This window comes from Segatella salivae DSM 15606, assembly GCF_000185845.1.
GTDB lineage: Bacteria > Bacteroidota > Bacteroidia > Bacteroidales > Bacteroidaceae > Prevotella > Prevotella salivae.
Genome location: NZ_GL629647.1, coordinates 2,540,239 through 2,566,269, shown reverse-complemented (window position 1 = coordinate 2,566,269; position 26,031 = coordinate 2,540,239). Strand labels below are relative to the sequence as shown.

Genomic DNA, 26,031 nt, shown 5'->3' with positions numbered 1-26,031 from the left:
CTCGGCCTTTTTTCGTATATTTGGCCGCATTTCCAAATGGAACACGCTGCAAAGATAAACAAGATATTTCGATTATGCAAGAAAATAAACAAGAAAAATCGCTTATAAAGCAAAATATCTCGCTTTATTTAGCAAAAAAGGGAGTGTCTGATTATGTCTATTACAAAGAATCAGGCACAACAAGAGGTATCTTAGGGCAAAATAATGGGATAAGCGAAGAAAATATATCAAGATTTCTCGCTTATGCCCCCGATGTTAACCACGAATGGCTTCTCACAGGTAAAGGTAATATGCTTAAAGAGGAGGAAACAGAAGATGTCTCTACCCCAGTAGTCAGTTATGATCCCAAAGTGGGGCAACCTTATTATGATGTCGATTTCCTCGGAGGATTCAGTGAGATTTATAACTCACAAGTATCATTGCCAGACCACAATATTATTGTGCCTGGTTTTGACCGGGCACATCTTTGGTGTAATGTTACCGGACATTCTATGGAGCCACAGATCAGCCACGGTGACATTATAGCTCTGCGTCCATGCACTATTGACGATATTCAATACGGTGAGATGTATGCCGTAGTACTTGACACAATTCGCACAATTAAGATTATTCGTCGTGGGTCTTCTAAAAAATTTCTTCGATATGTTCCAATAAACCCCAATTTCGACGAGCAGGAGTTTGAAGTAAACCGTATCATAAATGTATTTGAAGTTATAGGTAGCATCAGCAAATTCTTTTAATTATGAAAAAATATTATTTTATTTTCTTTCTCATTATGGCGTTGTCATCTTGCCAAAAGACCAAAAATGAAACCGCTAATAACCTTGTGGAAAAAGGCTTCAAGGCTATGCAAAAAGCTGGTGAAGAAGTTGAAATAATAAAAATGGATTCACTCACACCTGCAAGTTTGACCTTTGATGAGACATCAAAAGGTGTAAACATGAGACGGTCAATCGACCACCTTAAGGGGGAAGTAAGTGAGAAACTGCAATTCTTAAAACCATGGGCAGGTGTTACAAACATTAAGCCTGAACTACAAGAAGTCAATGATAAAATTGCTTTGATACGACACCTTGAGGATTCGTTAATAACAGCACGCACTCATTTTAAGTTTGACAAAACTATGGTTATGAAATCCGTTATCATTAAGAGAAAAAATCAAGGGCAACTTATAACAGATACTGCTTATTTCTTTTTTGACAAGCAGGTAACAAGATGTGTAGGTATAAAGGCAAAAGACGAAGAGGGCTATCAGTATATACCGATGCCTCCCATGTTGTCTAACGACTGACCATATTAGGGTGCCCCCCTCCCCAAACACCCCAATACATACCCGTTAATAACGGCAAACCCCTGTATATATAGTAGGTTACGCTAAAAATGAGCTTTCAAAAGTTGTCCGCAAAGTGTCAGTTTCTTATATCAATCCCCCCCCTTTTGGATTGTTGCTACCTCCCCACAGGGGGGGGCTTGGCAAGAGTTTTGTAACCCCACTTTTTCAAAAATGTAACCCCACTTTGTAACCCCACCAGTAACCCCACCCCTCAAAAATCACCATTTTTACCCGCTTTCATCCCTCCCCCTCAAACTGTGTTTTAAGGCCGTTCTAATACCATTCCTACACGATTCTATTTTGGGCGCATATAAAGCCCATGTACGCTCTAAATGCCCGTGTATAAAGGGTTTCCACGCACAGCAACAAAAAAGGCCACACGCGTAAACGTGCAGCCCTATGTATGTAAACCTTTCGCCAGCCTCATGTAAACGAAAAGCCCCTCGATGTAAACCAAAATTAAACCAATGTAAACGTTTCGTTTTGTGGAGCCTCAACCGTCAAACTACGCATAACTCTTTATAAACTAACGACTTTACCAACTTTTCGACCCTCCATCATCCTATACGCTTCGTTCTGTGCCCCATAAATGACGTAAAAAATGCTCAAAAGTAAAGATGATTTTTGAAAAAAATAATAATAAATTGCTAAATACTTTTATGCACATTGCTTGGGAAAAGCATTGAAAAGAGAGAAGAAACGCTGTTAGATTACGTCATAGAATGCCAGTCTAACTCACGGCAACAATATTCAAACAGCTCGTCTTTCGTAAAGTTTGTGTTGATCACTGCTATCGAATAAACCATTCCGAAATACTTATAGTTCACCTTCATCAGCCACCGTTTCCACGGTTTCTGACAGCGATTGATAACCGTCTCGGGAGATTTCAGGACTACAGCGATGATATCCGAACCGCTGATCTTCAACAGTTGAAAGCCTTGTATGTCGTTCCATGCCACCTTATCTCCTGCTATTACCAAGGCCTTATCCGTGAATTGAAGATATTGTTCGTGGGTAAAAAGCGAACGAATATTCCGATAAAGCATCACCAAACCACCCAAGCCGAAGAACAAAAGCGTAAGAATGCCAATGCAAATGGGCAGTATCGCACCATATCTTTCATGCACTTGAACATCTGAAATCAGCCAGATGCCGATGGTGATGAAAGCAACAAGTATGACATAAATAACTATTCTACGCAGGAACAACCGCATGATTTAATGATATTTTATTGGATTAAACAGAATATGTTGCAATTTCTTGAAAGATAAGTGGCTATAGAACAGCCCGAGCCTTGGCTTTCAATAGGCCTCACGATACTTGTTTTCGTCTTTATCTTCAAGCATATTTAGATAACTTTGATAACGACTTTGGGCGATATAATGGTCGTCTATAGCCTTCAATACGGCACAACCTGGCTCATGAGTATGCGTGCAATTACTGAACTTACAGCCTTTAGAGAAGTGGAAAATCTCAGGGAAATAGCTTGTAAGTTCTTCGGGTTCCATGTTAAAAGTGCCAAAACCTTTGATACCGGGAGTGTCAATAATATAGCCACCTTCAGGCAATTCGAGCATCTCACTGAATGTCGTTGTGTGCATACCTGTATTGTGTGCGTCGCTGATTTCAGCCGTTCTGAGGTTTGCTTCGGGTAAGATTTTGTTGATAAGTGTGCTTTTTCCCACGCCACTATTACCGCTTAAGAGCGTTATTTTGCCTTTCAATAGCGCATGAAGTCCATCGACTCCCTCGCCAGTAGCAGCCGAAACCTCACGACATTCATAGCCAATCGTCTCATAAAGATGAATCATCGACTGCTGGTAATGACGCTCGTCATCCGATAAAATATCACATTTATTGAACACAAGTACCACAGGTACGCTATAAGCTTCAGCCGAAGCAAGGAACCGATCGATAAAGGTTGTACTGGTTTGAGGGTAGTTTACTGTCACAATTAGAAACGCTTCATCGACATTTGCGGCAAGAATATGGCTTTGTTTACTAAGGTTTTGCGATTTACGTATAATGTAATTACGACGCTCTTCTATGTGAGTAATGAACGCCGTTCCCTCTGAATTAAGGGCTATTTCCACATTATCTCCAACAGCAACTGGGTTAGTACTGCGGATACCTTTAAGGCGGAAATTGCCCTTAATCTTACATTCGACAACCTTTCCTGTATCAGTTTTGACGGAATACCAGCTGCCAGTGTTCTTTATTACTAAGCCTTTCAATGTGCAAACTATACGGTCATAATCTCCTTTTGCTTTTCATTGAGGAGGTCATCTATTCTCTTTATGAACTTATCATGTACCTTTTGAAGGTCGTTTTCGGCATCTTTCTCAAGATCTTCTGATAGTCCTTCCTTGATCGCCTTTTTGAGTTTGTCTTTCACTTCACCGCGAACATTGCGCACTTCGACTTTAGTTCGCTCACCAATCTTGTTACATTGCTTCACAAGTTCCTTGCGACGCTCTTCTGTTGGCTGTGGAATTCCAAGACGAATCACCTCTCCATTGTTCTCAGGAGTAATGCCAACACCACTATCCATGATAGCTTTCTCAATGTCCTTAATGGCTTTTTTGTCCCAAGGACGAATGGCAATAGTACGTGCATCGGGTGTAGAAATGTTGGCTACTTGGTTTAATGGCACCTTACTTCCATAGGAGTCAACCTTCACTCCGTCAAGAATTGCAGTGTTAGCACGGCCTGCTCGTATATGAGTTAGCTCGTCAGCAAGGTACATTGCGGCCATTTCCATGCGCTCTTGCGCGTCACTTAATGTTGCTTTTACATCTATCATATTTAATTGTTTTGGTTTCTATTCGACAAAATTAGATATTAATTTTCATTCTTCCAACCTTTTTCTTAAAATATTTTCAAGCTTTTCGAGATAGTAAGCATCAACAGAATCAAAGGCCGAAAGCATCTTGCTATCAATATCAATGACGCCCCAGACGTTGCCGTTCGACTGATGAAGCGGCACAACGATTTCTGAACGAGACAATGAAGAGCATGCGATGTGCCCCGGAAATGCCTCAACATCGTCGACAATCAGTGTGCGGTTTTCCGCCCAAGCCGTTCCACACACCCCACGACCAAGCCCAATGTGCATGCACGCTACAGTGCCTTGGAATGGTCCAAGCTGTAATTCTTCTCCATGAACTAAATAAAAACCTGTCCAAAAGAAGCGTTCGGGAAAGGCAAAATGAAGTGCAGACGCAACATTAGCAAGTACACTTGTCACGTTCTTTTCGCCCAAAATGAGTTGCGCTATCTGTTTACAAAGCGTCTCATAAGCCTGTGTTTTCTCACTCGAAGTCATCGATTCAGCTCCTTTTCTACAAGGTTTGTCAATTCAACAAACTGCTGAACACTGAGTTGTTCTGGCCGTTTCGTCATCATTTCTAACGTAAAGAACTCCGCACTTGCAGGCTGTTCTTTTGAAAACATCTGTTTAATGCTTACACGAAGCATCTTTCTTCGCTGGTTAAAAACAGTCTTAACCAATCGCTTAAAGAGTCTTTCATCACAACCAAGTTCATTCACTTGGTTACGCATCATACGGATAACAGCGCTCTTTACCTTAGGAGGTGGGTTGAAAACAGACTCATCTACCGTAAAGAGATATTCCACATCATACCACGCTTGCACTAAGACGGAGAGTATACCATAGGCTTTTGAGCCGGGGCCGGCAGCCATTCGGAGGGCCACTTCACGTTGAATCATGCCCGTACAACATGGAATCAAGTCTTTGTTATCAAGCATTTTGAAGAATATTTGCGATGAAATGTCATAGGGATAATTGCCAGTTAACACGAAGGGTTCATGTGAAAACACCTTGCAAAGGTCCATGCGTAGGAAGTCCTCTCCTATGATATTATCTCTTAATTCAGGGTATTTCTCATGCAGAAATGCCACTGATTCGCGGTCTATTTCGACCGCTTTCACCTCGATTCTTCGTCACTAAGTATTGTGTTAGCACGCCCATTCCAGGACCAATCTCAAGGATTGGTATCGCAGGACAAGCGTCAACAGTGTCTGCTATGCGTTTAGCGATGTTCAAATCTGTAAGGAAATGCTGTCCAAGATGCTTCTTTGCTCTTACTAATTTCATGCAATATAGGATGTGTTATAGGCTACAAAATTAAACAATAAGCCTCAACCTTCAAAATAAAAGCATAAAAAAATAGCACATCAGAGCATGCTCCAATGTGCCATTTTATAATATCTAATCTAATAATTTGCTTTTCAATGAGCGGTCTTCGCTATTAGCGAAGCTTACCGCTTAAGTTAATTGCCTGTGCAACCATTACTGCAACAACGGCAAATGACATTAATGTTACCATAATCTTTACCTTTCTTTTAATTGTTATCCTTTAATTTTCACGATGCAAAGGTAATATGATTTTGATGTGTACGCAAACAAATCACACAATAACTACTATTTTCTTGTGTTTTATTGACCTACATCAAACGTTCTTCTTTGCGTAGTGTTTTCTGGAAATACAACCGATATAACACCCCAGCTACCGTTAAACCAAAGGGGAAAGCGCTCCAAATGCCAACCAAACCACCATTGAACACAATGCCAAATACATAGCCCAAAGGCAGTGTTATAACGAAATAGGCCAAGAAAGCTACAAGCATCAACGGCTTAACATTCGACAAACCACGCAAGGCATTGGCATAGTTGGCCTGCATACCATCGCCAAACTGATAGATGATAAATGGGATAATCGTCAATGAAACCATGCTAATAACTTCCTGAGAGTCGGTGAACAAGCCGCCAATTACATTGCGAAAACAAAATATCGGAATACTAACGACAACGGCCATCAATAGGATTAACTGCATGCCTGCACGTGCGGTTGTGTTGCAATTTGCATAATCTTTCTGACCATGATAATAGCTAACACGAATCGCAACGGCTGCCGCCATACCATAATATAACATGTAACCAAGTTGACTTATGGTTAACATCACCTGATGGGTAGCCAGAGAAACCGTTCCAATCCAACCCACCATGACACTCGAAAGACTAAAAGCGGCGGTCTCCATCCCCATTTGTAAGGCTAAAGGCCACCCCTGTTTGTTTTGGTAAATAAAGTCTTTCCTGCTGACTTTTGCTTCAAACAAGCCCTTACGATAGGCCGAATAGCGACGCCGAAAGAATAAGATGACAAGCACAAATGACATGAAAATGCGCGACAAAAACGTTGAAACGCCTGCACCAAACAAGCCCCATTCGGGCAAACCAAGCTTGCCATAGATGAGTAAGTAATTACCAATGATGTTGAGAACATTACCGATTATCATCACCATCATAGGCACTATGGTCTCTGTTTTGCCGTCATAAAACTGCTTCATTGTATTGAAAAGTACGACGAAAGGAATGGAAACAAAGTTCACAACGAAGTAGGGTCGCATCAGCGAAAGCAACTCTTCAGGCTGTCCAAGACGGCCAATGTTGAGATAAAGTAAGCCCATCGCCAACATCAACACTAACGCAAGAACGGCTCCCGAGGCTAAACCCACCTTCAAAGCAACCCCAATTTCGCCCTTCTTTCCCTGCCCATAGAGTTTCCCAATGATAGGCGTCAACCCATAAGAAAAGCCAAGTCCGAAGAGCAAAGCAAGCGTAAACATGTTTGTTACGAAGCTCGCCGCAGCCAATTCTTGTAGAGAATGGTGACCAATCATTAATGTATCAGCAAACCCAAGCACAATAACACCGAGCTGACCAATAGTTATAGGCACGCCAATACGCACCAAATAAGGATACTGTGCAGTATACTTTTTGAGATAATCTAACATGTGTTTATTTGTTTCTACATTATAAATAGCTGCTATAGACGGGTATTTACGGTAACCGGTAGAAACGTCTGACCCATTACAGACCTATATAACAGCGTGGCAAAGGTAAGGAAAAAAACAGAAAAATGCAAGAGAATGAATGAAGATTTCCCACAAACTAAAGATTAAAACAAACGTCCATAACAAACCGTAAACACCAAACTACAAACTGAAGTTGTAAAGAAATACTGCTAAAAAAAGTCGCTTTAAATCATGATGAAATAGAAAAAGAAACACGATTCCAATACAGAAATAAACTCCATTGCTTGACATAAGTGCACGATTTACCTCCCATTTTTTCGCTGTTTAAGTCATTTTACAACCCGTTTTGTACCGAATCATGCAACATTCTCCATCATTTTACAACCCTTTTTGATGCTCATCACCATGCCATTTGCGTCAAACAAGCCCATTTGCTCATGTCATTTTAGGCTACATTTAGCCTTTATTCATACAACGCTTTCATTCTCAGCATTTTACAAACCTCACGTAAAACTCGCCTATTTACAGCCAACAGACCTTTTGTTTTCAATTGCCCCATTTCTCGAAGGCTAATTGTTAAGAAAATTACACCATTTATATCGTCACACAAGAAATTAAGAATTGCGGTTTATTTAATTTCGTTAAACATCGTTTATCTTGCCATAGTTTAAGTGATTTTGTATAAATTTGTAACATTAAAACAATAAAGTGAAAAAGATATCAGCTAAATTTGTCAAGATTGTTTTGCCGCTATTGCTCAGTGGCGCCATTCTTTATTGGATGTATCGGGGCTTCGATTTCCACAGCATCAGCGACGTTTTGTTCCACAAAATGAACTGGATATGGATGCTCTTATCATTTCCTTTCGGCCTCTTGGCACAGGCTTTTCGCGGTTGGAGATGGCGACAGACGCTCGAACCTATTGGGGAAACACCACGCAATTCGACTGCCGTTAACTCCATATTCCTATCTTATGCTGTCAGTCTTGTAGTGCCTCGAATGGGTGAATTCGCACGATGTGGCGTGTTAAAACACTATGATGGCATTTCGTTTCCCAAGGCCATAGGAACCGTAGTGACTGAACGCGCCATTGATTCTCTGTTGGTTTTGCTCATAGCCCTCCTCACTTTTCTCTCCCAAATACCTATTTTCACACGCTTCTTCGCCAAGACAGGTACGCGCATTGATACGCTTTTTATGAGTTTTTCGCTTACCGGCTGGTTGGTAACAGCCTTGTGTGGCATTGCAGTTTTTGTGCTGTTATACTATCTTCTGCGTCGATTGAGCTTCATAAACAAGGTAAAAGGCACACTGAAAGGCATCTGGCAAGGGGTTAGTTCACTAAAAGATGTGCGCAACATTCCACTCTTTTTGTTCTATACTTTGGCTATATGGGTGAGCTATTTTCTACACTATTATCTCACATTCTTCTGCTTTTCAGCTACCTCATCCCTATCACTTTCTTGCGCATTGGTAACGTTTATAGTCGGTAGTATCGCTGTAATCGTGCCCACACCTAACGGCGCAGGACCTTGGCATTTCGCTGTAAAGACAATGTTAATCCTATATGGTGTTGGCGAAACGGATGCGCTTTACTTCGTCCTTATCGTGCATACTGTGCAGACATTCCTCGTCATTTTACTTGGTCTTTACGCTTGGATTGCGTTGGCATTCACTAAGCGTCGTGCCACAACTTAACACTGATTATCCAATCATTTAAATCATTATATTATGAATGAAATTGCAAATCTACAGCCAACTTGCATCTGGCGAAACTTCGATGCATTAACAAAGGTGCCACGTCCATCAGGACATTTGGAGAAAGTTCAGCAGTTTTTACTCGATTTCGCAAAGCGCGTTGGCGTTGAAGGCTTTATAGATGAGGGCAACAACGTAGTCATGCGAAAGGCTGCAACGCCAGGAATGGAAAACCGAAAGACCGTACTTTTGCAGGCACATATGGACATGGTGCCACAGAAATCGCCTGAAAGCAACCATAATTTTGAAACAGATCCCATCGAAACCTATATTGATGAAGAAGGTTGGGTGAGGGCAAAAGGAACAACACTTGGTGCAGATGACGGCATGGGTGTGGCTGCAATCATGGCTATTATGGAGGCAACCGACCTTCAACATGGGCCAGTTGAAGCCCTCATCACAGCCGATGAAGAGACTGGAATGTATGGTGCCAACGACCTTCCTGAAGGCGAATTGCATGGCGATATCTTGCTAAACCTCGACTCAGAAACATGGAGTAAGTTTGTCATTGGTAGCGCAGGAGGTGTTGATATCACAGCAACTCTCGACTACAAAGAGGTGGAAACAGACCCAGAAGACGCTGCTTTGAAGGTGACATTAAAGGGACTTCGCGGCGGACATTCAGGCTTAGAGATTCACGAAGGACGTGGAAACGCTAACAAACTCATGGTGCGTTTTGTCCGCGAAGCTATCGAAACATGTGAAGCCCGCTTAGTAACTTGGAACGGAGGAAACATGAGAAATGCGATTCCTTTCAAGGCAGAAGTGGTGTTGACAATGCCAAAAGAGAACGTGGAAGCAGTGAAAGAACTGGTTGACGAGTGGAAAACGGACTTTGAAGATGAATATAAGAACATCGAAAATAGTATTGAGTTCTTTGCTGAAGAGATTGAAACTCCGAAACTTGAAGTACCAGTTGAGATTCAAGATAACCTCATTGATGCCATCTATGCATGTCATAATGGCGTGATAAGAATGATTCCTTCCTACCCCGATGTAGTCGAAACATCAAGCAACTTGGCTATCATTAACATCGAAAATGGCAAGGCTGCCTTCAAGATTCTTGCGCGTTCGTCACGTGAAGACATGAAAGATTATATCGTAAAAACCCTCGAAAGCTGTTTCAACATGGCAGGAATGAAGGTGGAAACAGCTGGTAGTTATGGTGGCTGGGACCCCAATCCAGATAGTGAAATCCTGCATTTGTTGAAGAAAATCTATAAGGAACAGAATGGTGAAGAGGCTGTAGTTCAGGTAGACCATGCCGGACTTGAGTGCTCAATTATCTTGGGAAAATATCCAGGAATGGATGTAGTGAGCCTCGGACCAACTATCCGTAGTCCGCACACTACAAACGAACGTTGTCAAGTTTCGACCATAGAACCCTTCTGGAAACTATTGAAGCAAGTGCTCATTGAAGTGCCTGTGAAGTAAGAACGCTATTTAAGCGTAACATAAATAAAGAGACATATTTTGCCACCTTATTATATATAGGGAGGTAGGATATGTCTCCTTTCGTTTACATCCCAAGCCAACGATGCCATGAATACTAACAAATTGCAATGGATAACAAATTTATCTAAAACACAAGCTAACTGACTTTTGTCTCTGTTCTTTTTATTAATTTTGCACGCGTATAGGCTTTTTTTAACGCAATGAATCGCATTTTTCATCACAAGATAACGCCCGTTGCCAAATGTGCAGTAGCATCATTCACGCTATTTTCACTTTGGTGTTTTTGGCATTTGCAGGCTTTCTCGGGCTTTGTGACGGCAGTTCTCGTTGTCTTAATGGTTGAACGAGTGCTTCATACGACCTATACCTTTATGCAGGATGACGCAGGCAATGAGGTGTTATGTATTGAACGAGGTCGCCTCTCCCGTCAACGCATCATCCGAATAGCCGATATCGTTCAGATAACTCCACTGCAAACAGCCTTTGGAGCAAGCCAATATCTGCTCGTAAAGTATGGACCTAACCGCCTCATCAGCTTGCAACCTGATGACACTAAGGCTTTTTTGGCCGAACTAAAAACAAGACAATGAACTACATAAAATATCTATTTCTCTTGCTATCTATGCTTGCTTTGCCTGCATTTTCACAGATAGAGAACGAAACAATAGAGGATAATGATGAGAGTGATGTGGCAGATTCGGCCATGATTAGTCCGCTTTTGAACGACACTATCATTCGACCTTGGCCGCAAAATGTACAGCATAAGTTAACAAACTTACTTGAAAGTGACCTTCTAAAGACTTCACAATTGGGATTGATGGTATATGATCTTGACGCTGATAGTACCATTTTTGCGTACAACGAACGTCAGCTGATGCGACCAGCAAGTACAATGAAGCTCATCACGGCTATCACTGCAATAGACCAATTAGGTGGAGATTACCAGTTCAGAACAGAGCTTTGTTACACTGGAAAGATTGAAAACAACAAACTGATTGGTGATATTTATTGTGTAGGAGGCTTTGATCCACGCTTCAATACCGATGATCTTAACGCCTTTGTAGAAGCTATTCGCAAGATGGGAGTAGACACTATACAAGGCCATCTCTATGCAGATTTGAGCATGAAAGACACAAAACAATACGGAGAAGGATGGTGTTGGGATGACAAAAACCCTGTATTGACACCGCTACTTGTAGGGGGAAAGGACATCTTTATGGCCCGTTTCCTTGATGCACTCACGTCACATGGCGTCTATGTTGATGCCACAATAGACGAGAAACGCAAACCAATTGATGCCTTTTGTATCGTCAATCGGTTTCATACTATAGACCAAATCTTGATGCGAATGCTAAAGGAAAGCAACAACCTTTATGCCGAAGCGATGTATTATCAGATAGCCGCGAGTACGGGAAACCACCCAGCTTCCGCGAAGAGTGCACGCAATGTAGAACGCCGTTTGGTAGATAAGATTGGCTTGGATGCCTCAAGATATAAGTTCGCCGATGGCTCGGGACTCTCCCTTTACAATTATGTTAGTGCAGAATTAGAGGTGAAAATGCTCCGTTATGCCTACAAAAATGATAACATACGCCATCATTTGATGCCGGCATTACCAATTGCTGGCGTTGACGGAACACTGAAAAAGCGAATGAAAGGGACCTTTACACGCGACAATGTAAAGGCAAAGACTGGAACGGTTACAGGCATAAGTAGTCTCGCCGGCTATTGCCAAGCGGCCAATGGACACACACTTTGCTTTGCAATTATTAACCAAGGAGTGATGCACGGACGTAATGGCAGAGCCTTTCAAGATAGAGTTTGCAACGCGCTTTGTGCTCCAAACTGATTTAAAGCTTTATTTCTTCAACGGTCTTTACAATCGAATCGCCTGACGGAAGACGATAGAATCCAATGCGAACGACACGTCCAAAGTCGGCACTTCCCTTTACTTTGATGTGCCGAGCCTTAGAAAAAGTAACGGTATCACGCTTACTTGGATAAGAAATTAATTGCAGAAGTTGCCGTGAACTGCCTCCTCCAATGAAGTAAATGTCCGTGCTATCAACTGCTGATTGCATTGCGGTTGAATCTTGAGATGTATGAGAACGATGAACCTTTTGACCGATAGTTGGGTCAAATTCGATAGCTGCAACAGTGTCACCTGGGTTATCTACACGTGCAAATCGGCATGAAGTAGACGTCAACATGACAGCAACGATGCATAAAACAAATAGAAAAATCTTCTTCATATCACTTGCAAATTTAGCAAAAAATAATGATTTTATTCCATAACAACACAGAGAAAGCAAGCTAAAATGATTTAGAAAAGTTCGCCTTTTGCTCTCGGTCGCTGTATCAAAACATTCATTTCAAGACTTATTTACCCTTAGAAGCCTGCCTGTTTTTCTCTGCAATAACGACTTTTATGTCGCCATATGTGATATCATTCGAGCACTTTTCCTTAATGGTTTTCATGTCGGCACTCGTCCCAAGCATAGTAATGGCGGCATTAACCACCTTATATCTTTCTGCTCCTATAATGTCAATAGCCTCCAATTCCCCTTGTTCTACATAGTAAGCCAAATGATTTTCAATCGTTGAAACAGTCAAACTACGTGCTACAGCAATATCCCCCACCGTCTTACCTGCATCAAACATACAGCGCGAAACAAGCTTTGTATCTTCCCGTTTGGGTTTAGGAGTAGGCTCTTCTGCCTTTGATTTACGCCTGCGCCGTGTCTGATTGCCTCGTGGAGCAACCTCATCAAGCGCATCAAGAAAGACTGTTTGCCGAAGATTCAGATAGCGTTCGGCCTTGAAACCTCGTTTATAAACCTCATCAAGTAAGTAGTGTTTTGTCAAGAAAGCTAACTGAAGATCGTCAAAAGTGACTTGCAATCGCTCAGCACCATGCTTATTTTCCACCTTGATATCAGTCGTTTGATCTAACAAAGGGCGTAAATAGGTGTTCAACGTTGCATTAAAATAGCCCGCACTTCGCTTCACTCTATCCAAGAATTCGACCTCATTCAGTTGGTCGAAATTAGATTGATTGATGACTGAAAGCCACTTCATTGCAACACTTCCGACTTGTTGTTGCATACTCTTTAATGTGGCCTTATGCAATAAAGTGAGTTTAGGATAAGCGTGAAGCCATTCTATCGCCGCCCGACAAAGCGCCTCTTCAGCCCGCAAAATGTCTGTAAATGTGAAGAGTTCCATCAGTAATTGCTTATAATAGTCCTGCTTATAAAGCTCTAAAAGCCCTATACTACGACGCGCTTCTGCCTCTTGTCGTGAGATATACTCCTTCACTCTTTGATCATTTATGATTGCTTTCTCATCGATACGAGAGGCAAGTACGAGGCCATTTAGCGTCTTACAACGGCTTAAAGCCACATAAACTTGGCCCGAGGAGAACGACAAACCAGCGTCTATTATGGCTCGTTCGAAGGTCAAACCCTGGCTCTTATGGATTGTAATTGCCCACGCTAAACGCAATGGATACTGCCGAAACACACCTTGGATTTCAGGCTCTATTTCCTTTGTTTCCTTATTAATCACATAACGAGTATTCTCCCATTCCTGCATCGTTACTGTGATATCAAAGTTATCTTCGGGGCAATGTACGATGATATTCTCATCATCTATACGCTTCACTTGACCGATTCTACCATTATAATACTGTCGAAGTGGAGACGAATCGTTCTTTACAAACATTACCTGTGCACCCTCTTTGAGCGTTAAAACCTCACTCGTTGGGTAACTATATTCAGGAAATGTTCCTTTAATTTCAGCCTTAAAGTTATGTGAAGTAGATGAAAGCTGCTCAAGTTGGCTATCATTATAGTGGTCAGCCATAGCGTTATGAGTCGTCAATCTGATGTAACCTTGGTCGGTCTTTGGATGGAAATCAGGTTGATATCTGCCGTTCAACAGCTCCAGATCTGCAGCAGTTGTACACCCTAAACGCACATGATTCAAGAGCTCAAGAAAGTCATTATCCTGCTGACGATAAACGTGTTTGAGTTCTATTGTGACATAAGGTATCTCCGAAAGTGCATGACTTCCGAAGAAGTATGGCGTCGAATAATAAGGTCGCAACATGTTAGAATCCTCCTCAGTTACTACGGGAGTGAGTTGTTGAAGGTCACCCATCATCAACAGTTGTACGCCTCCAAACGGCTTCATTGGATTCTTAAAGCGACGCAACACGGCATCAATGGCATCCAAAAGGTCACTCCTTACCATACTAATCTCATCGATAATAAGCAGGTCAAGCGTTCTAATGATGTTGCGTTTCTCCTTAGATACGCCATACTCTCCTTTGACTATAGTGTTCGGAATGTAGGGAGAGAACGGCAATTGAAAGAAAGAATGAATGGTCACTCCACGTGCATTGATGGCTGCAACGCCTGTAGGCGCAACCACAACCAAGCGCTTTTGACTCTTCTCTACTACGCTTTTAAGGAATGTAGTCTTACCCGTTCCGGCCTTACCCGTTAGGAAAATACTCGTCCCTGTATGTTCAACAAACTCCCAAGCTTGCTCTAATTCTATATTCGTCTGCATGATATTCCGTGACAATTCAAACTTTCTTTCACTACGAAATCCAAGGGGATTTATCTCACAAAGATACTGATTTTATCTGAAAAAAGTAGTAACTTTGCATGAATATGAAGCCAATTCCATCGCTTTTCACATCAACTTTACTCACGTGGTATAGCAAACATGGACGTCATTTACCATGGCGCACCACGCAAGATCCCTATGCAATCTGGCTTAGTGAAGTCATTTTACAACAAACGCGCATAGCCCAGGGCACATCATATTGGTTGCGTTTCATGGAGAAATGGCCGCATGTAGAAGATCTTGCGGCTGCAACTGAAGACGAAGTGATGCGTATGTGGCAAGGATTGGGCTATTATTCGCGCGCCCGAAACCTTTATCAGGCGGCACAACAGATTGTTACTTTAGGTCAGTTTCCCAACACTTTATCCGACATTAAGCGTCTAAAGGGCGTGGGAGACTATACTGCTGCTGCCATCGGAAGCTTCGCTTTTGGCCTTCAAGTGGCTGCAGTTGACGGCAACTTCTATCGAGTGCTGGCGCGTTACTTTGGTATTGACACGCCAATGAACACTCCCGAGGGAGTTAAACTCTTTGCCGCTTTGGCCCAAGAGCACCTTCCTGAGGGTGCAGCGGCTGACTATAACCAAGCTGTTATGGACTTCGGTGCAACGCTATGTACCCCAAAAGCTCCGCAATGTACAAGGTGTCCATTGGCTGAAACGTGTGTTGCGAGGCGCGAAAACAAGGTTGATCAACTGCCCGTTAAACTAAAAACACTAAAGGTGCTGACGCGAAACCTCTCCCTATATTATATAAGGTGGAATGGGAAAACAGCCATTCATAAACGTGGAAGCGGTGATATATGGCAAGGGTTATGGACAGTTCCCGAGTCCGAACATCTCACTCCACGACTCCGGAAAGCTGCCGTTCTACTGCAAAAAGGGGTGAAACATGTGCTCACTCACCGCATTCTACTTGCCGACTTCCATCTCCTCTCTCCAAAAGAAAAGCCTGCTTTGCCCACAGATTTTATCTGGATAGATGAAAAAGACATCGAAAACTATGGCATACCAAGGCTGATGGAGAAGCTGATAAGCCTTGCTCAACCCCTTCAAAGAGAAGGAATCAGACCATGAAAGCCTACAAAGAAAACAGAAAAGCGCTGCTCTACATCGTGTAAAGTAACGCCTTCCTTATCGTCAACTAAATTAATTCGTTTCAGAAATTCAGTATCCTTAACTTGTCAGTTAGCCTTCTCCACTCTTAGACAAGCAAAGATATGTTTCCTACTTAAACTCATTCCGAATCTTCTCCGCTATTTCCTTAAATTCTTCTTCGCTTAGTTTCACATGATGTTTGAAGTCTACATCGGCCTCACTATTCATGGGAAGAAGATGTATATGCGCATGATTTACCTCCAAACCAAGCACTACTTCAGCCACCTTTTTACATGGAAAGGCAGCCTTGATTGCCTTGGCTACGCGCTTAGCGAACACCTGAAACTCAGCCAATTCATCGTCATCCATGTCGAAGATATAGTCTACTTCACGACGTGGAATAACCAAAGTATGTCCCTTTGTGACTGGATCAATGTCGAGAAACGCATAAAACTTGTCGCTCTCTGCACACTTATAGCTGGGTATTTCGCCTGCAGCAATCTTTGAAAATATCGTACTCATTGCGGTAATCTTTATGTTATTGCAAAGCTTAAGCCTCAATACTAATCTTATCTATGCGTAGTTTGATGATGCCACGCGGTATCTGTACCTCAACAACATCACCAACTTTATGATTCAACAAGCCTTGAGCAATAGGCGTCTTGATACTGATTTTGCCCTGCTTTAGATTGGCTTCACTTTCACTTACAATAGTATATACCATCTTAGACTTATTAGACATGTTCGTCATCTCTACCTTTGACATAATCTGAACGGCATCCGCGCTTAAACGAGACACGTCAACTATCTTTGCTTCGGCAATGTCAAGCTTCATCTTATTGATTTTACTTTCAAGATGAGCTTGGGCTTCTTTGGCCGCATCATACTCTGAATTCTCACTTAAATCGCCTTTATCTCGGGCCTCAGCAATTGCGGCTGATGCCTTAGGACGCTCTATTGATTCGAGCCGTTTGAGCTCTGCTACAAGTTTGTCGTAGCCTTCTTGTGACATGTAAGCCATAATCTTTCTTGTTTGTTTAATATAAATTGAACGCTGTAAGAGTAAACAATAAGATAAGAATTCCGACATATTGTCTCTGTCGGAATTCCAAATCCTCTTTCTACTCTTTGTGTTTTATCTGCTGCAAAGATAGAGATTAAATCTGAATAAAACAAGTTTTTAAATATCTTTTGCGTAAAACGGCAAGTTCAAATGGGTTTGTTTGCGTACACAAAGTTGACATAAATCAATTAAAACTATTATAAATTACTTTTATAGATAATAGACTTGACAAGATTAGTTAAATGGAGTAACTTTGCAATGTGTTTTTCATAGTATTAGATTTAAGGTTAATAAAGATTGGGACTCAGCGGAGCCCCTTTTTGTTTTTAGCCAGTTTGTAACGCCGAAAAACTGCACGCACGAGAACTTTCAAAAGTCGTTTTAAGCGGAAATCATTTGTATTGTGAAGAGAAATAAAGCTAAATCACAAACAATAAGCCTCAATTTGTTTCATCATTAGCAATCGTTGTCCCACAGCCTCATCCCCCCTCACTCCCTACCTCCACACAACTTAGCCCGCCCCTTCTTTGGAGGAGTTGGGAAAGGTGTTCTCTAAAGCGAGGTAAAATGAGGCAGATTAGTGCACGAAATAACGCAGATTAGCGCATAAAGTGACGCAAATGATAGCGTGAAATGACGCAGATTGCGGCAGGCAATGCTACAAAGCATAAAATAAAGGCCGTTTTCAGTCCTTACAACTTGCTGAAAACGGCTTTGTTGGTTCTATCTTATTGATTCACAGAGTGCTTTTATCTTGCACACCTTCTTTATATAAATACACAAAAAACGCCCGCATTTTGTGCGGGCGAATGATTGAAAGCAAGTTTCAATATATTATGGCTAAGTTTGTAGTTTGCTTGCGCTCACACGTTGATTGTATTTTCATCATCCTTTAATCTTGTGCAATCAACGATAACATCTCAGGTAAGACAGGGCGCGAAAGGCATGTCGTTGGCACACCATTCCGCCCATTTGAAGTCTATCTCTTAACGATTTTATTCTCTATTTTGATGCCGGCTGCGCGTGTTTGTGAGGCACGACTGAAGACGATATCATTAGATTTTGCATAACTATAACGGGCAAGTTTGAAGTCGATAAACTCGTTGTTATTCACTCCTATCATAGTACCTTCAAAGCGGTTTGCATCAAGATAGCTCTGCATGTTACTTGTTTTATCGAGCAAAGTGATGCGATATTTCTTCTTAGAACCATCATAAGTGACATAGATATCGTTTGTAGTCTTATCGATTTTCCATGTAAAATAGAGGGTTTGTGATTGCGTATTACCATTTGAAGTGGCTGTATCTATCTCACGACCACGGCCTTTCAGTCCCGTTGCATCATATTGATCGAACTCTAATTGTGCGTTAAATTGTGCGATGGCGCGTTGTCCGTTGCCGTCATTATACTCATATCTCATCGCGCCTTCCCAGTGTCCTCGCAGGGTGTTGGCTAAGTTTTTGAGGTATTGTACATCGCTATCTGTATTGCCATCTGAATTATTCGACCACCAGTCTTGATTGTCTTCATAGTATGTTGAGCCTGAACTACAGCTTGATAATGCTATGGAAACAGATGCTATCAACAGCAAAAATAAGATTTTAGTGAGCTTTTTCATATCCTAATTCTATTTTAATAAACAAATGATTTATCTTTTATTCAGCGAATATTCGTTGTGGACGGCTTTCTGATTTGACTGCACTGCGACTCTTGGCATAGCCATAATAGCCATCAGAATAATAGTTGTTGTAATTATAATCGTTCCAGTTTGGCGAATAAGTATGGTAAAGTGTGATGGTCAAATCTTTGCCAGTGTTCGTTCGAATATATCCCGACAGACGGTCATCGCTAAGACTATAATTATAGATTACTATGTCAGTATTCTCTTCTATGAAGTGAATATAGATATTAGAATTCCTTACTTGCCACGTGATGTGACTCGCTTGATAGTCATAAGGAGCATTACTGTAGTAGTCAACCCAATAGCCATCGCCCGAGTTATAACCGCTATTGAATTGCACTTTGCTTTCCGATGCTTTATATTCACGGTCATTATATCGCGAAGATACATAGACATTGCCCTGCCATGTGCCGTTTAAGGTGGCAGCAACTTCGGCATCTTCGTCACAAGAAACCAAGGCAACAGAAAGCATTGTAATAAGAACCACGGAGAATATTGTCGTAAATCGTTTCATAATAACATGAGTTTAATGATTACACTTCATTTTAATTTCACTGATACAAAAGTAGAATGATTTTATGAACCTTAAAATATAATTTCCATATTCCATAGTAGGGATTTCCCTCTTTGATTGGGAGAAACGCGCTGAATGACGCTAAAAAGCTAATGACAAGGTGGCAGAAAAGAGACGAAGAAACGCACTTCGAATCTAAAATTGAGTTAACATTGAACGCCGTCTGATTGATATTCGATTATAATCACTATCTTTGTGAAAGCGTGTATGACAGAAATGACAATATAAAAAAGTGGCACATTATTTGTCGTATGCGAGATATTAGATTATAATTTGTATCAATAAATAATAAAATTAAAATGAAAACAGTTTATGATTTTTCTGTAAAAGACAGAAAAGGTGCCGATGTTTCACTGAAAGAATATGCCAATGAAGTACTTCTTATCGTAAATACAGCAACGAAATGTGGCTTTACTCCGCAGTACGAAGAACTTGAAAAGCTTTATGAAGACTATCATTCTAAGGGCTTTGAAGTATTAGATTTCCCTTGCAATCAATTCGGACAACAAGCTCCCGGCACTGATGAGAGCATACATCAATTCTGTAAACTCAACTACAATACAGCCTTTCCACGCTTTAAAAAGATTAAAGTTAACGGCGAAGATGCCGAACCTTTGTACAAGTTTCTAAAGGAACAGAAGGGCTTTGCAGGCTGGAATGAGAGCCATCCTATATACCCAATATTGGATAAAATGCTTTCAGAAGCAGACCCAAACTACAAGGATAGTCCCGAGATTAAATGGAACTTTACGAAGTTTCTCATTAATAAGAAGGGACAAGTTGTTGCTCGTTTCGAACCAACGGAGGACTTTGAGCACATCAAAGCAGAGATAGAAGCACTGTTGAAAGAGTAATTTTACATGATATAAAAAGTAACTTTACATTATAAAAAGAGTAAGATTACATTATAGAAGAAGTAACATTACGTTATAAAAAGAATAATTTCACATTATATAAAGAGTAACATTACGTTATACAAAGAGTAATTTTACATTATAATTAGTACGAGAACAGCATATGGAACATATAAAATGCTTAATTATTGGAAGTGGACCTGCTGGATATACTGCAGCAATCTATGCTGGAAGAGCTAATCTTCAACCCGTAGAATACTGTGGAATGCAGGCGGGAGGACAGCTTACTCAGACCACAATTGTAGACAATTTCCCAGGTTATCCCAATGGCGTTGACGGCAATCAGATGATGATTGAGCTTCGAGAACAAGCCAAACGATTTGGTGTTGACATGCGAGATGGCGAGATCATTAAAGCCGATTTCTCTCAAAAACCCTATGTGTTTACGACCGATCGGAACGAGGAAATAGCTGCCGATAGCGTTATTATTGCGACAGGAGCAACGGCAAAATTCCTTGGACTTCCAGACGAACAGAAGTATATGGGGCAAGGAGTCAGCGCATGTGCAACGTGTGATGGTTTCTTCTATCGCAAGAAAGTGGTCGCTGTTGTAGGTGGAGGTGACACGGCATGTGAGGAAGCTCACTACCTATCGGGACTCTGTTCAAAGGTTTATATGATAGTACGCAAGCCCTATTTGCGTGCTTCTGAAGCCATGAAACGCCGCGTAGAAGCTGCTGAAAACATTGAAATCCTCTATGAAACCAATACACTTGGACTCTATGGAGACAATGGAGTTGAGGGCGCACATGTGGTATATCGTAAAGGCGAAAGTGACGAACGGCAGTATGATTTGACCATAGATGGATTCTTCCTTGCCATTGGTCATAAGCCACAAACAGCCATTTTCAAAGACAGTATCGCGCTTGATGAACAAGGATTCATTAAGATTGAGGGCCAAACGCAAGCCACAAATATCGAAGGAGTGTTTGCAGCCGGTGATGTATGTGACCCTCATTATCAGCAAGCGATTATCGCAGCAGGCACTGGAGCAAAGGCCGCCTTGGATGCACAAGCCTATTTAAGCGAGCTGGGTGAATAGAACTCACAACGCGGTTTGAGGCAGATTACGGCGCAAAGTGCATCGAATTACGATGTAATTTGCGTCAAATTGTCGCATGATTTGCGTCATTTCATGGCGTGTTTTGTATCTAATTGAAACACACTTAGAAACTACTTGCGACAGAGGTAGAGTCCGACGAAGGTCAAAAGTCCATTGACCATCAACAACTCATAACCGAATTCATACCCGGTTGTTTGTCTTGTTATCGTCTCGATAGCAAAGCAAATGACTGGGCTTATCATTGCTATATAAGGCACATAGCGGTCTTTCACCTGCCAACGCGTAAAAAGTCCGAAGGTAAACAATCCGAGAAGCGGACCATAAGTGTAGGAACAAATGATATAAATGGCATCAATCACACTTGTAGAATTGAGGGCTTTGAATGCCAAAATGAATACTACAAAAAGCAAAGCAAAGCCAAGATGTGTGCGCTTTCGAAGTTTTTCATCGTCTTTTTTCTCCATAATGTCGACACACCATGTAGTGGTTAAGGCCGTCATTGCACTGTCTGCACTCGAAAAACTGGCTGCAACAATGCCTATAGTAAACAACACTATGACGAGTGAACCAAGGCTTCCTGTGGCAGCAAACATAGGTAAAAGGTCATCGGTTGCACATGGAATTGCAATGCCTTCTCTATGGGAAAGCATCATCAAAAGAATGCCAAGAGACAGAAAAAGCAGGTTAGCCGGCACGAAAGCTAAGCCATAAGAACACATATCTTTTTGCGCTTCACGCAGCGATTTGCACGTAAGATTCTTCTGCATCATATCTTGATCCAAGCCCGTCATTACGATAACAATGAATATTCCGCTTAAAAACATCTTCCAAAAGTTTTGCTTTGATGCCCAGTCTTGCCATATAAACACACGACTATGACTATCATTTGCTATCGCCGTTACCGCCTGATTAAGGTTCAGATGGAGGGCTGTCATGACATGAAAGATAATTAAAATCAACGCTAAAAACATGCAAAGGGTTTGAAAAGAGTCTGTCCATACGAGCGTTTTTATGCCTCCTTTGCGTGTATATAGCCATATCAGACCAACCATAAAGACTACCGTCACAAGGAAAGGGATGCCTAATTGGTCGAGAACGAAACGTTGAAGAATGATGCAAACCACATAGAAACGCACGGCCGCTCCAATGAGTTTAGACAACAAAAAGAATGAAGAACCGGTCTTATATGCCCGCCGTCCAAGCCGAGTTTGCAGGTAAGTATAGATTGTTGTGAGATTCAATCGAAAGTAAACAGGCAGTAACACGAACGCCACTATCAAGTAACCAAAGATAAAACCAAAACACATCTGCAAATAGGTCATATCGGTTTTAACCGCCATTCCAGGCACACTGACAAATGTAATCCCCGAAATCGATGCACCTATCATACCAAAAGCCACCATATACCAAGGCGAACGGCGGTCAGCGCGATAGAAAGTACTGTTTGTTGCACGTCTACTTGTAAACCTACTAAACACAAGTAGTATACAAAAATAAGCTAAAATTGTAACGATTATAACCATAATGACTGCAAAATTAATAAAAAATCATTATTTAATTACGCTAAAAGTTTCTTTTTATTACCTTTGTATGACAAAACGATATGAGACGACTCATCATATAAAATGAATTTATGAAACAGAAGAAATTTATCTTACAGGAACATGATATTCCTAAACATTGGTATAATATTCAGGCAGATATGCCCACCAAACCTATGCCGCCACTGAATCCTCAGACGCGAAAACCACTCACAGTTGACGACCTTAGCCACATCTTTAGCAAGGAATGTTCACGTCAAGAGCTTGATACAGTGAATCCATGGATACCTATTCCCGACGAGGTTAGAGAGAAATATTCGTATTATAGAGCTACCCCTTTAGTGCGAGCTTACGCACTTGAGCAGGCATTGGGCACCACTGCACACATCTATTTCAAGAATGAGAGCACGAATCCCTTAGGTTCTCACAAGATAAACTCAGCCATTCCGCAGTGTTATTACTGTAAAAAGGAGGGCGACACTAACGTCACAACAGAGACTGGAGCGGGTCAATGGGGCACGGCATTAAGCTATGCTGCCAAGCTATATGGACTCGAAGCGGCCGTATATCAGGTGAAGATCACGTTACAACAAAAGCCATATCGCTCTATGCTTATGCGTACGTTTGGTGCCACAGTTGAGGGTTCTCCCTCGATGTCTACACGCGCAGGGAAAGACCTTATCACGCGAAATGCAAACGATCCAGGCTCATTAGGCAGCGCAATCTCTGAGGCAATAGAACTTGCAACGACTACACCGGGGTGCAAATATACGTTGGGTTCGGTGATGAATCATGTCGGATTACACCAGACAGTCATTGGACTTGAGGCCGAGAAACAAATGCAAATGGCGGGTGAATACCCTGATAAGGTTATCGCATGCTTTGGTGGTGGCAGTAACTTTGGAGGCATTGCATTCCCTTTTATGCGTCATATCTTCGATGGAACTCACAAGGAAACAGAGTTTATTGCGGCTGAACCTGAGAGCTGTCCTAAGCTTACTCGTGGCAAGTTTGAATACGATTTTGGAGATGAAGCAGGCTATACTCCCCTACTTCCTATGTACACTTTAGGTCATGATTTCAAGCCCGCTAACATCCATGCAGGCGGACTTCGGTACCATGGAGCGGGTGTAATCGTCTCTCAACTCATTAAAGATGGTTACATGCATGGCGTCGATATTCCGCAATTAGAGTCGTTCAAAGCGGGCTTACTCTTTGCACAAACCGAGGGCATTATACCCGCTCCAGAGAGTTGTCACGCTATAGCGGCGACCATACGCGAAGCAAACAAGGCCAAAGAAGAAGGCAAGTCGCCCGTCATTTTGTTCTGTTTGAGCGGACACGGACTTATAGATATGCCAAGCTATAATAGCTATATCAATGGTGATTTGCATAATTACAGCTTGAGTGATGAGGAGATTGAGGAGAACTTGAAGCATGTTCCAAAGCAAGCATAACCTCACTTCATGCAATAAAATTATAAAGAAGGAGGGCAAGATAAAAGCACTTTATAAATCAATAAGATAGCAACAGAAAAGCCGTTTTCAGCAAGTTATAAAGACTGAAAACGGCTTTTATTTTATTCTTTGTAGCATTATCAAATGCTATCTGCGTCATTTCATGCTGTCATTTGTGCCATTTCATGCACTAAACTGCGTCATTTCATGCGCTCATCTGCCTCATTTTACATTGCGAATCCTTAGGCTTTTATCTCTCTTTTGCCGTCATTCACTTAACCATCTGAGACACATGCTGTTACAAGTATAAACAAAGTGCACACTCATTCGACAAACCTTGAAAAATGAATGCGCAAGCTTTATGTCTTAGTTAATTCCCCATGAGCGGAAATAAGAACGCACTTCTTGCACACTTTCGTGTTCAACCTTGTGCTCAAGCTCGTCAGGTAGATTACAGAAGAAGTCGATTCCTGTTAACCTTTCCAGTTCATCGATGTTGACAACATACTGAGAAAGCCGGTCACTTGAATGGTTTTCATAGAGATGTTCTACCCAAAAACCAAACGCATGATAACCTTTTTCATCTTTCATTAGCACTGCCATGAAGAAATAACGAGGCACAATGAAGCCACTCTTTGTATGGATAAGAATTTGTGAATCTTTATCAATCGTTCCACCTTTACATACATAAACCACCTCACCACGATTGGCATTGTTTTGTATGCAGGCTTCCATCTTCTGCCAAATACCAGCATTAAACACATGAACCTGAGGCTGCATATTTGACATATAGAATGTTTGTTCGTTGGCTTCTTTGGCATATATGCGGTCTTCTGAAGCGCAAATGTGACCCCGATCGAAGTAACTATTGGAATAACCAGGATAGTGGCTACCACTAAACTCCCCTCTAACAGGCGATTGTTCGTTAGCAGGAATCTTCGGATCTACCTGAAATGGGTCGCCTCCCCACTTCGTATTATTCCATTGTTTGCGGTTCCAGCCTTTCTTGTTATTGGCGCTTGTTATCTCATAACAACTCCAACGCTGCGACCTTTTGGCATGATCCCACTCCAAAGCATAGGTCATTCCATAAGCCGAAGTACTATGAACAATAACTTCACTCGTACCTCCTTTCAGCTTAGGAAACTCCAAACGAGTGACTTCTGCAGGCCTTCCAATAGTGAGAACATTGCGGTTTTCGTTTACTTCGGATGCCTTTCCACCACCATTATTGATGTCATTTTCATGATCAGTTCCACACGAAGTAAAAGCAAAAACAACTGAAAAGAGAAGAAAAAAAGAACGATACAATCTCATTATATTAGTTTTTTGTGCAAAAAAATGCGTTCAAACGTATATGCAACTACGTTTGAACGCACTCTCAATTTGAATATATACTTTGAAAAGGATATATTTACTTCTTCAACTTACCGTAGCGGTTCATGAAGCGGTCAACGCGACCTGCAGTATCAACAAGCTTGCTCTTACCTGTATAAAATGGGTGAGAAGTGCTTGAGATTTCAATCTTAACTACTGGGTAAGTCTCGCCTTCAAACTCTACAGTATCATTTGTTTTCGCAGTAGATTTTGTAAGGAACATATCGCCGTTGGACATATCTTTG

Annotated in this window: 24 protein-coding genes, 1 pseudogene and 1 riboswitch; of the genes and pseudogenes, 10 read left to right on the top strand and 15 right to left on the bottom strand. The window is 41.6% G+C overall.

What is annotated here, in order from left to right:
- Both HMPREF9420_RS10120 and HMPREF9420_RS10115 read left to right on the top strand, forming a co-directional pair.
- Window positions 1-740: S24 family peptidase (locus HMPREF9420_RS10120; protein WP_007135570.1), on the top strand; the 740-nt coding region annotated here is incomplete at its 5' end.
- A 2-nt stretch (window positions 741-742) separates the two neighbouring features.
- Entirely contained in the window at window positions 743-1,291 is a 549-nt protein-coding gene (locus HMPREF9420_RS10115) for a hypothetical protein (protein ID WP_007135569.1), read from the top strand.
- A 752-nt stretch (window positions 1,292-2,043) separates the two neighbouring features.
- On the opposite strand, the gene HMPREF9420_RS10110 is transcribed toward HMPREF9420_RS10115, so the two are convergent.
- From HMPREF9420_RS10110 to HMPREF9420_RS10085, 6 genes and pseudogenes are all read right to left on the bottom strand, one after another.
- The gene (locus HMPREF9420_RS10110) at window positions 2,044-2,547 is read right to left on the bottom strand and encodes an STM3941 family protein (protein WP_007135568.1); all 504 of its coding nucleotides are present in this window, start codon (window positions 2,545-2,547) and stop codon (window positions 2,044-2,046) included.
- An 87-nt stretch (window positions 2,548-2,634) separates the two neighbouring features.
- The gene (rsgA, locus tag HMPREF9420_RS10105) at window positions 2,635-3,567 is read right to left on the bottom strand and encodes a ribosome small subunit-dependent GTPase A (RefSeq protein WP_007135567.1); all 933 of its coding nucleotides are present in this window, start codon (window positions 3,565-3,567) and stop codon (window positions 2,635-2,637) included.
- 8 nt (window positions 3,568-3,575) lie between these two features.
- On the bottom strand, window positions 3,576-4,136 hold the full coding sequence (frr, locus tag HMPREF9420_RS10100) for a ribosome recycling factor (RefSeq protein ID WP_007135566.1): 561 nt from the start codon (window positions 4,134-4,136) through the stop codon (window positions 3,576-3,578).
- Window positions 4,137-4,181: 45 nt separating this feature from the next.
- Entirely contained in the window at window positions 4,182-4,658 is a 477-nt protein-coding gene (locus tag HMPREF9420_RS10095) for a GAF domain-containing protein (RefSeq protein ID WP_007135565.1), read from the bottom strand.
- Window positions 4,655-5,450: pseudogene (rsmA, locus tag HMPREF9420_RS10090) on the bottom strand (16S rRNA (adenine(1518)-N(6)/adenine(1519)-N(6))-dimethyltransferase RsmA). The gene HMPREF9420_RS10095 and the pseudogene rsmA overlap by 4 nt, the downstream one beginning before the upstream one ends.
- A 350-nt stretch (window positions 5,451-5,800) precedes the next feature.
- A complete protein-coding gene (locus tag HMPREF9420_RS10085) occupies window positions 5,801-7,150 on the bottom strand; it encodes an MATE family efflux transporter (protein WP_007135562.1) in 1,350 nt (449 codons plus the stop codon).
- Between the two features lie 15 nt (window positions 7,151-7,165).
- Window positions 7,166-7,262: riboswitch (purine riboswitch) on the bottom strand.
- A 617-nt stretch (window positions 7,263-7,879) separates the two neighbouring features.
- On the opposite strand from HMPREF9420_RS10085, the gene HMPREF9420_RS10080 reads away from it, so the two are divergent.
- From HMPREF9420_RS10080 to dacB, 4 genes are all read left to right on the top strand, one after another.
- Window positions 7,880-8,869, top strand: a complete 990-nt coding sequence (locus HMPREF9420_RS10080; protein WP_007135561.1) for a lysylphosphatidylglycerol synthase transmembrane domain-containing protein — start codon at window positions 7,880-7,882, stop codon at window positions 8,867-8,869.
- 33 nt (window positions 8,870-8,902) lie between these two features.
- Entirely contained in the window at window positions 8,903-10,363 is a 1,461-nt protein-coding gene (locus tag HMPREF9420_RS10075) for an aminoacyl-histidine dipeptidase (RefSeq protein WP_007135560.1), read from the top strand.
- Between the two features lie 221 nt (window positions 10,364-10,584).
- Window positions 10,585-10,974, top strand: a complete 390-nt coding sequence (locus HMPREF9420_RS10070; protein ID WP_007135559.1) for a PH domain-containing protein — start codon at window positions 10,585-10,587, stop codon at window positions 10,972-10,974.
- A complete protein-coding gene (gene dacB / locus HMPREF9420_RS10065) occupies window positions 10,971-12,233 on the top strand; it encodes a D-alanyl-D-alanine carboxypeptidase/D-alanyl-D-alanine endopeptidase (protein ID WP_007135558.1) in 1,263 nt (420 codons plus the stop codon). The genes HMPREF9420_RS10070 and dacB overlap by 4 nt, the downstream gene beginning before the upstream one ends.
- 1 nt (window position 12,234) lies before the next feature.
- Here dacB and HMPREF9420_RS10060 read toward each other — a convergent pair whose 3' ends face one another.
- Both HMPREF9420_RS10060 and HMPREF9420_RS10055 read right to left on the bottom strand, forming a co-directional pair.
- Window positions 12,235-12,636, bottom strand: a complete 402-nt coding sequence (locus HMPREF9420_RS10060; RefSeq protein WP_007135557.1) for a hypothetical protein — start codon at window positions 12,634-12,636, stop codon at window positions 12,235-12,237.
- Between the two features lie 127 nt (window positions 12,637-12,763).
- A complete protein-coding gene (locus HMPREF9420_RS10055; RefSeq protein ID WP_007135556.1) occupies window positions 12,764-14,959 on the bottom strand; it encodes a helix-turn-helix domain-containing protein in 2,196 nt (731 codons plus the stop codon).
- 104 nt (window positions 14,960-15,063) lie between these two features.
- Between HMPREF9420_RS10055 and mutY the strand changes: the two genes are divergently transcribed.
- Window positions 15,064-16,095, top strand: a complete 1,032-nt coding sequence (mutY, locus tag HMPREF9420_RS10050; RefSeq protein WP_044079226.1) for an A/G-specific adenine glycosylase — start codon at window positions 15,064-15,066, stop codon at window positions 16,093-16,095.
- A 150-nt stretch (window positions 16,096-16,245) separates the two neighbouring features.
- On the opposite strand, the gene HMPREF9420_RS10045 is transcribed toward mutY, so the two are convergent.
- The 4 genes from HMPREF9420_RS10045 to HMPREF9420_RS10030 all read right to left on the bottom strand — a co-directional run bounded on the left by HMPREF9420_RS10045 (window position 16,246) and on the right by HMPREF9420_RS10030 (window position 19,374).
- Window positions 16,246-16,638, bottom strand: coding sequence for an HIT family protein (locus HMPREF9420_RS10045; RefSeq protein WP_007135554.1), 393 nt, complete (start codon window positions 16,636-16,638; stop codon window positions 16,246-16,248).
- Between the two features lie 28 nt (window positions 16,639-16,666).
- Window positions 16,667-17,137: a transcription elongation factor GreA gene (gene greA, locus HMPREF9420_RS10040; RefSeq protein WP_007135553.1), complete on the bottom strand. Its 471-nt coding sequence runs from the start codon at window positions 17,135-17,137 to the stop codon at window positions 16,667-16,669.
- Window positions 17,138-18,158: 1,021 nt separating this feature from the next.
- Window positions 18,159-18,797, bottom strand: coding sequence for a hypothetical protein (locus HMPREF9420_RS10035; protein WP_007135552.1), 639 nt, complete (start codon window positions 18,795-18,797; stop codon window positions 18,159-18,161).
- A gap of 37 nt (window positions 18,798-18,834) precedes the next feature.
- Window positions 18,835-19,374, bottom strand: a complete 540-nt coding sequence (locus tag HMPREF9420_RS10030; protein WP_007135551.1) for a lipocalin-like domain-containing protein — start codon at window positions 19,372-19,374, stop codon at window positions 18,835-18,837.
- 359 nt (window positions 19,375-19,733) lie between these two features.
- Between HMPREF9420_RS10030 and HMPREF9420_RS10025 the strand changes: the two genes are divergently transcribed.
- Both HMPREF9420_RS10025 and trxB read left to right on the top strand, forming a co-directional pair.
- A complete protein-coding gene (locus HMPREF9420_RS10025; protein WP_007135550.1) occupies window positions 19,734-20,288 on the top strand; it encodes a glutathione peroxidase in 555 nt (184 codons plus the stop codon).
- 163 nt (window positions 20,289-20,451) lie between these two features.
- Window positions 20,452-21,390 carry a thioredoxin-disulfide reductase gene (gene trxB, locus HMPREF9420_RS10020; protein ID WP_007135549.1) on the top strand — a complete coding sequence of 313 codons (939 nt, stop codon included), beginning with the start codon at window positions 20,452-20,454 and terminating at the stop codon, window positions 21,388-21,390.
- A 131-nt stretch (window positions 21,391-21,521) separates the two neighbouring features.
- Here trxB and HMPREF9420_RS10015 read toward each other — a convergent pair whose 3' ends face one another.
- The gene (locus HMPREF9420_RS10015) at window positions 21,522-22,934 is read right to left on the bottom strand and encodes a sodium:solute symporter (protein ID WP_007135548.1); all 1,413 of its coding nucleotides are present in this window, start codon (window positions 22,932-22,934) and stop codon (window positions 21,522-21,524) included.
- Between the two features lie 110 nt (window positions 22,935-23,044).
- Here HMPREF9420_RS10015 and HMPREF9420_RS10010 point away from each other — a divergent pair, with 110 nt between their 5' ends.
- Window positions 23,045-24,409: a TrpB-like pyridoxal phosphate-dependent enzyme gene (locus HMPREF9420_RS10010; RefSeq protein WP_007135547.1), complete on the top strand. Its 1,365-nt coding sequence runs from the start codon at window positions 23,045-23,047 to the stop codon at window positions 24,407-24,409.
- A 366-nt stretch (window positions 24,410-24,775) separates the two neighbouring features.
- On the opposite strand, the gene HMPREF9420_RS10005 is transcribed toward HMPREF9420_RS10010, so the two are convergent.
- Both HMPREF9420_RS10005 and HMPREF9420_RS10000 read right to left on the bottom strand, forming a co-directional pair.
- Window positions 24,776-25,726, bottom strand: a complete 951-nt coding sequence (locus HMPREF9420_RS10005) for a DNA/RNA non-specific endonuclease (RefSeq protein WP_007135546.1) — start codon at window positions 25,724-25,726, stop codon at window positions 24,776-24,778.
- A gap of 97 nt (window positions 25,727-25,823) precedes the next feature.
- Window positions 25,824-26,031, bottom strand: a 208-nt coding sequence (locus HMPREF9420_RS10000) for a type B 50S ribosomal protein L31 (RefSeq protein WP_007135545.1), incomplete at its 5' end; no start/stop codon positions are given.

Coding starts and splice junctions, on each gene's coding strand:
- HMPREF9420_RS10115 (WP_007135569.1), top strand. CDS start 743: ATGAAAAAATATTATTTTATTTTCTTTCTCATTATGGCGTTGTCATCT.
- HMPREF9420_RS10110 (WP_007135568.1), bottom strand. CDS start 2,547: ATGCGGTTGTTCCTGCGTAGAATAGTTATTTATGTCATACTTGTTGCT.
- frr (WP_007135566.1), bottom strand. CDS start 4,136: ATGATAGATGTAAAAGCAACATTAAGTGACGCGCAAGAGCGCATGGAA.
- HMPREF9420_RS10095 (WP_007135565.1), bottom strand. CDS start 4,658: ATGACTTCGAGTGAGAAAACACAGGCTTATGAGACGCTTTGTAAACAG.
- HMPREF9420_RS10085 (WP_007135562.1), bottom strand. CDS start 7,150: ATGTTAGATTATCTCAAAAAGTATACTGCACAGTATCCTTATTTGGTG.
- HMPREF9420_RS10075 (WP_007135560.1), top strand. CDS start 8,903: ATGAATGAAATTGCAAATCTACAGCCAACTTGCATCTGGCGAAACTTC.
- HMPREF9420_RS10070 (WP_007135559.1), top strand. CDS start 10,585: ATGAATCGCATTTTTCATCACAAGATAACGCCCGTTGCCAAATGTGCA.
- dacB (WP_007135558.1), top strand. CDS start 10,971: ATGAACTACATAAAATATCTATTTCTCTTGCTATCTATGCTTGCTTTG.
- HMPREF9420_RS10060 (WP_007135557.1), bottom strand. CDS start 12,636: ATGAAGAAGATTTTTCTATTTGTTTTATGCATCGTTGCTGTCATGTTG.
- HMPREF9420_RS10055 (WP_007135556.1), bottom strand. CDS start 14,959: ATGCAGACGAATATAGAATTAGAGCAAGCTTGGGAGTTTGTTGAACAT.
- mutY (WP_044079226.1), top strand. CDS start 15,064: ATGAAGCCAATTCCATCGCTTTTCACATCAACTTTACTCACGTGGTAT.
- HMPREF9420_RS10045 (WP_007135554.1), bottom strand. CDS start 16,638: ATGAGTACGATATTTTCAAAGATTGCTGCAGGCGAAATACCCAGCTAT.
- greA (WP_007135553.1), bottom strand. CDS start 17,137: ATGGCTTACATGTCACAAGAAGGCTACGACAAACTTGTAGCAGAGCTC.
- HMPREF9420_RS10035 (WP_007135552.1), bottom strand. CDS start 18,797: ATGAAAAAGCTCACTAAAATCTTATTTTTGCTGTTGATAGCATCTGTT.
- HMPREF9420_RS10030 (WP_007135551.1), bottom strand. CDS start 19,374: ATGAAACGATTTACGACAATATTCTCCGTGGTTCTTATTACAATGCTT.
- HMPREF9420_RS10025 (WP_007135550.1), top strand. CDS start 19,734: ATGAAAACAGTTTATGATTTTTCTGTAAAAGACAGAAAAGGTGCCGAT.
- trxB (WP_007135549.1), top strand. CDS start 20,452: ATGGAACATATAAAATGCTTAATTATTGGAAGTGGACCTGCTGGATAT.
- HMPREF9420_RS10015 (WP_007135548.1), bottom strand. CDS start 22,934: ATGGTTATAATCGTTACAATTTTAGCTTATTTTTGTATACTACTTGTG.
- HMPREF9420_RS10010 (WP_007135547.1), top strand. CDS start 23,045: ATGAAACAGAAGAAATTTATCTTACAGGAACATGATATTCCTAAACAT.
- HMPREF9420_RS10005 (WP_007135546.1), bottom strand. CDS start 25,726: ATGAGATTGTATCGTTCTTTTTTTCTTCTCTTTTCAGTTGTTTTTGCT.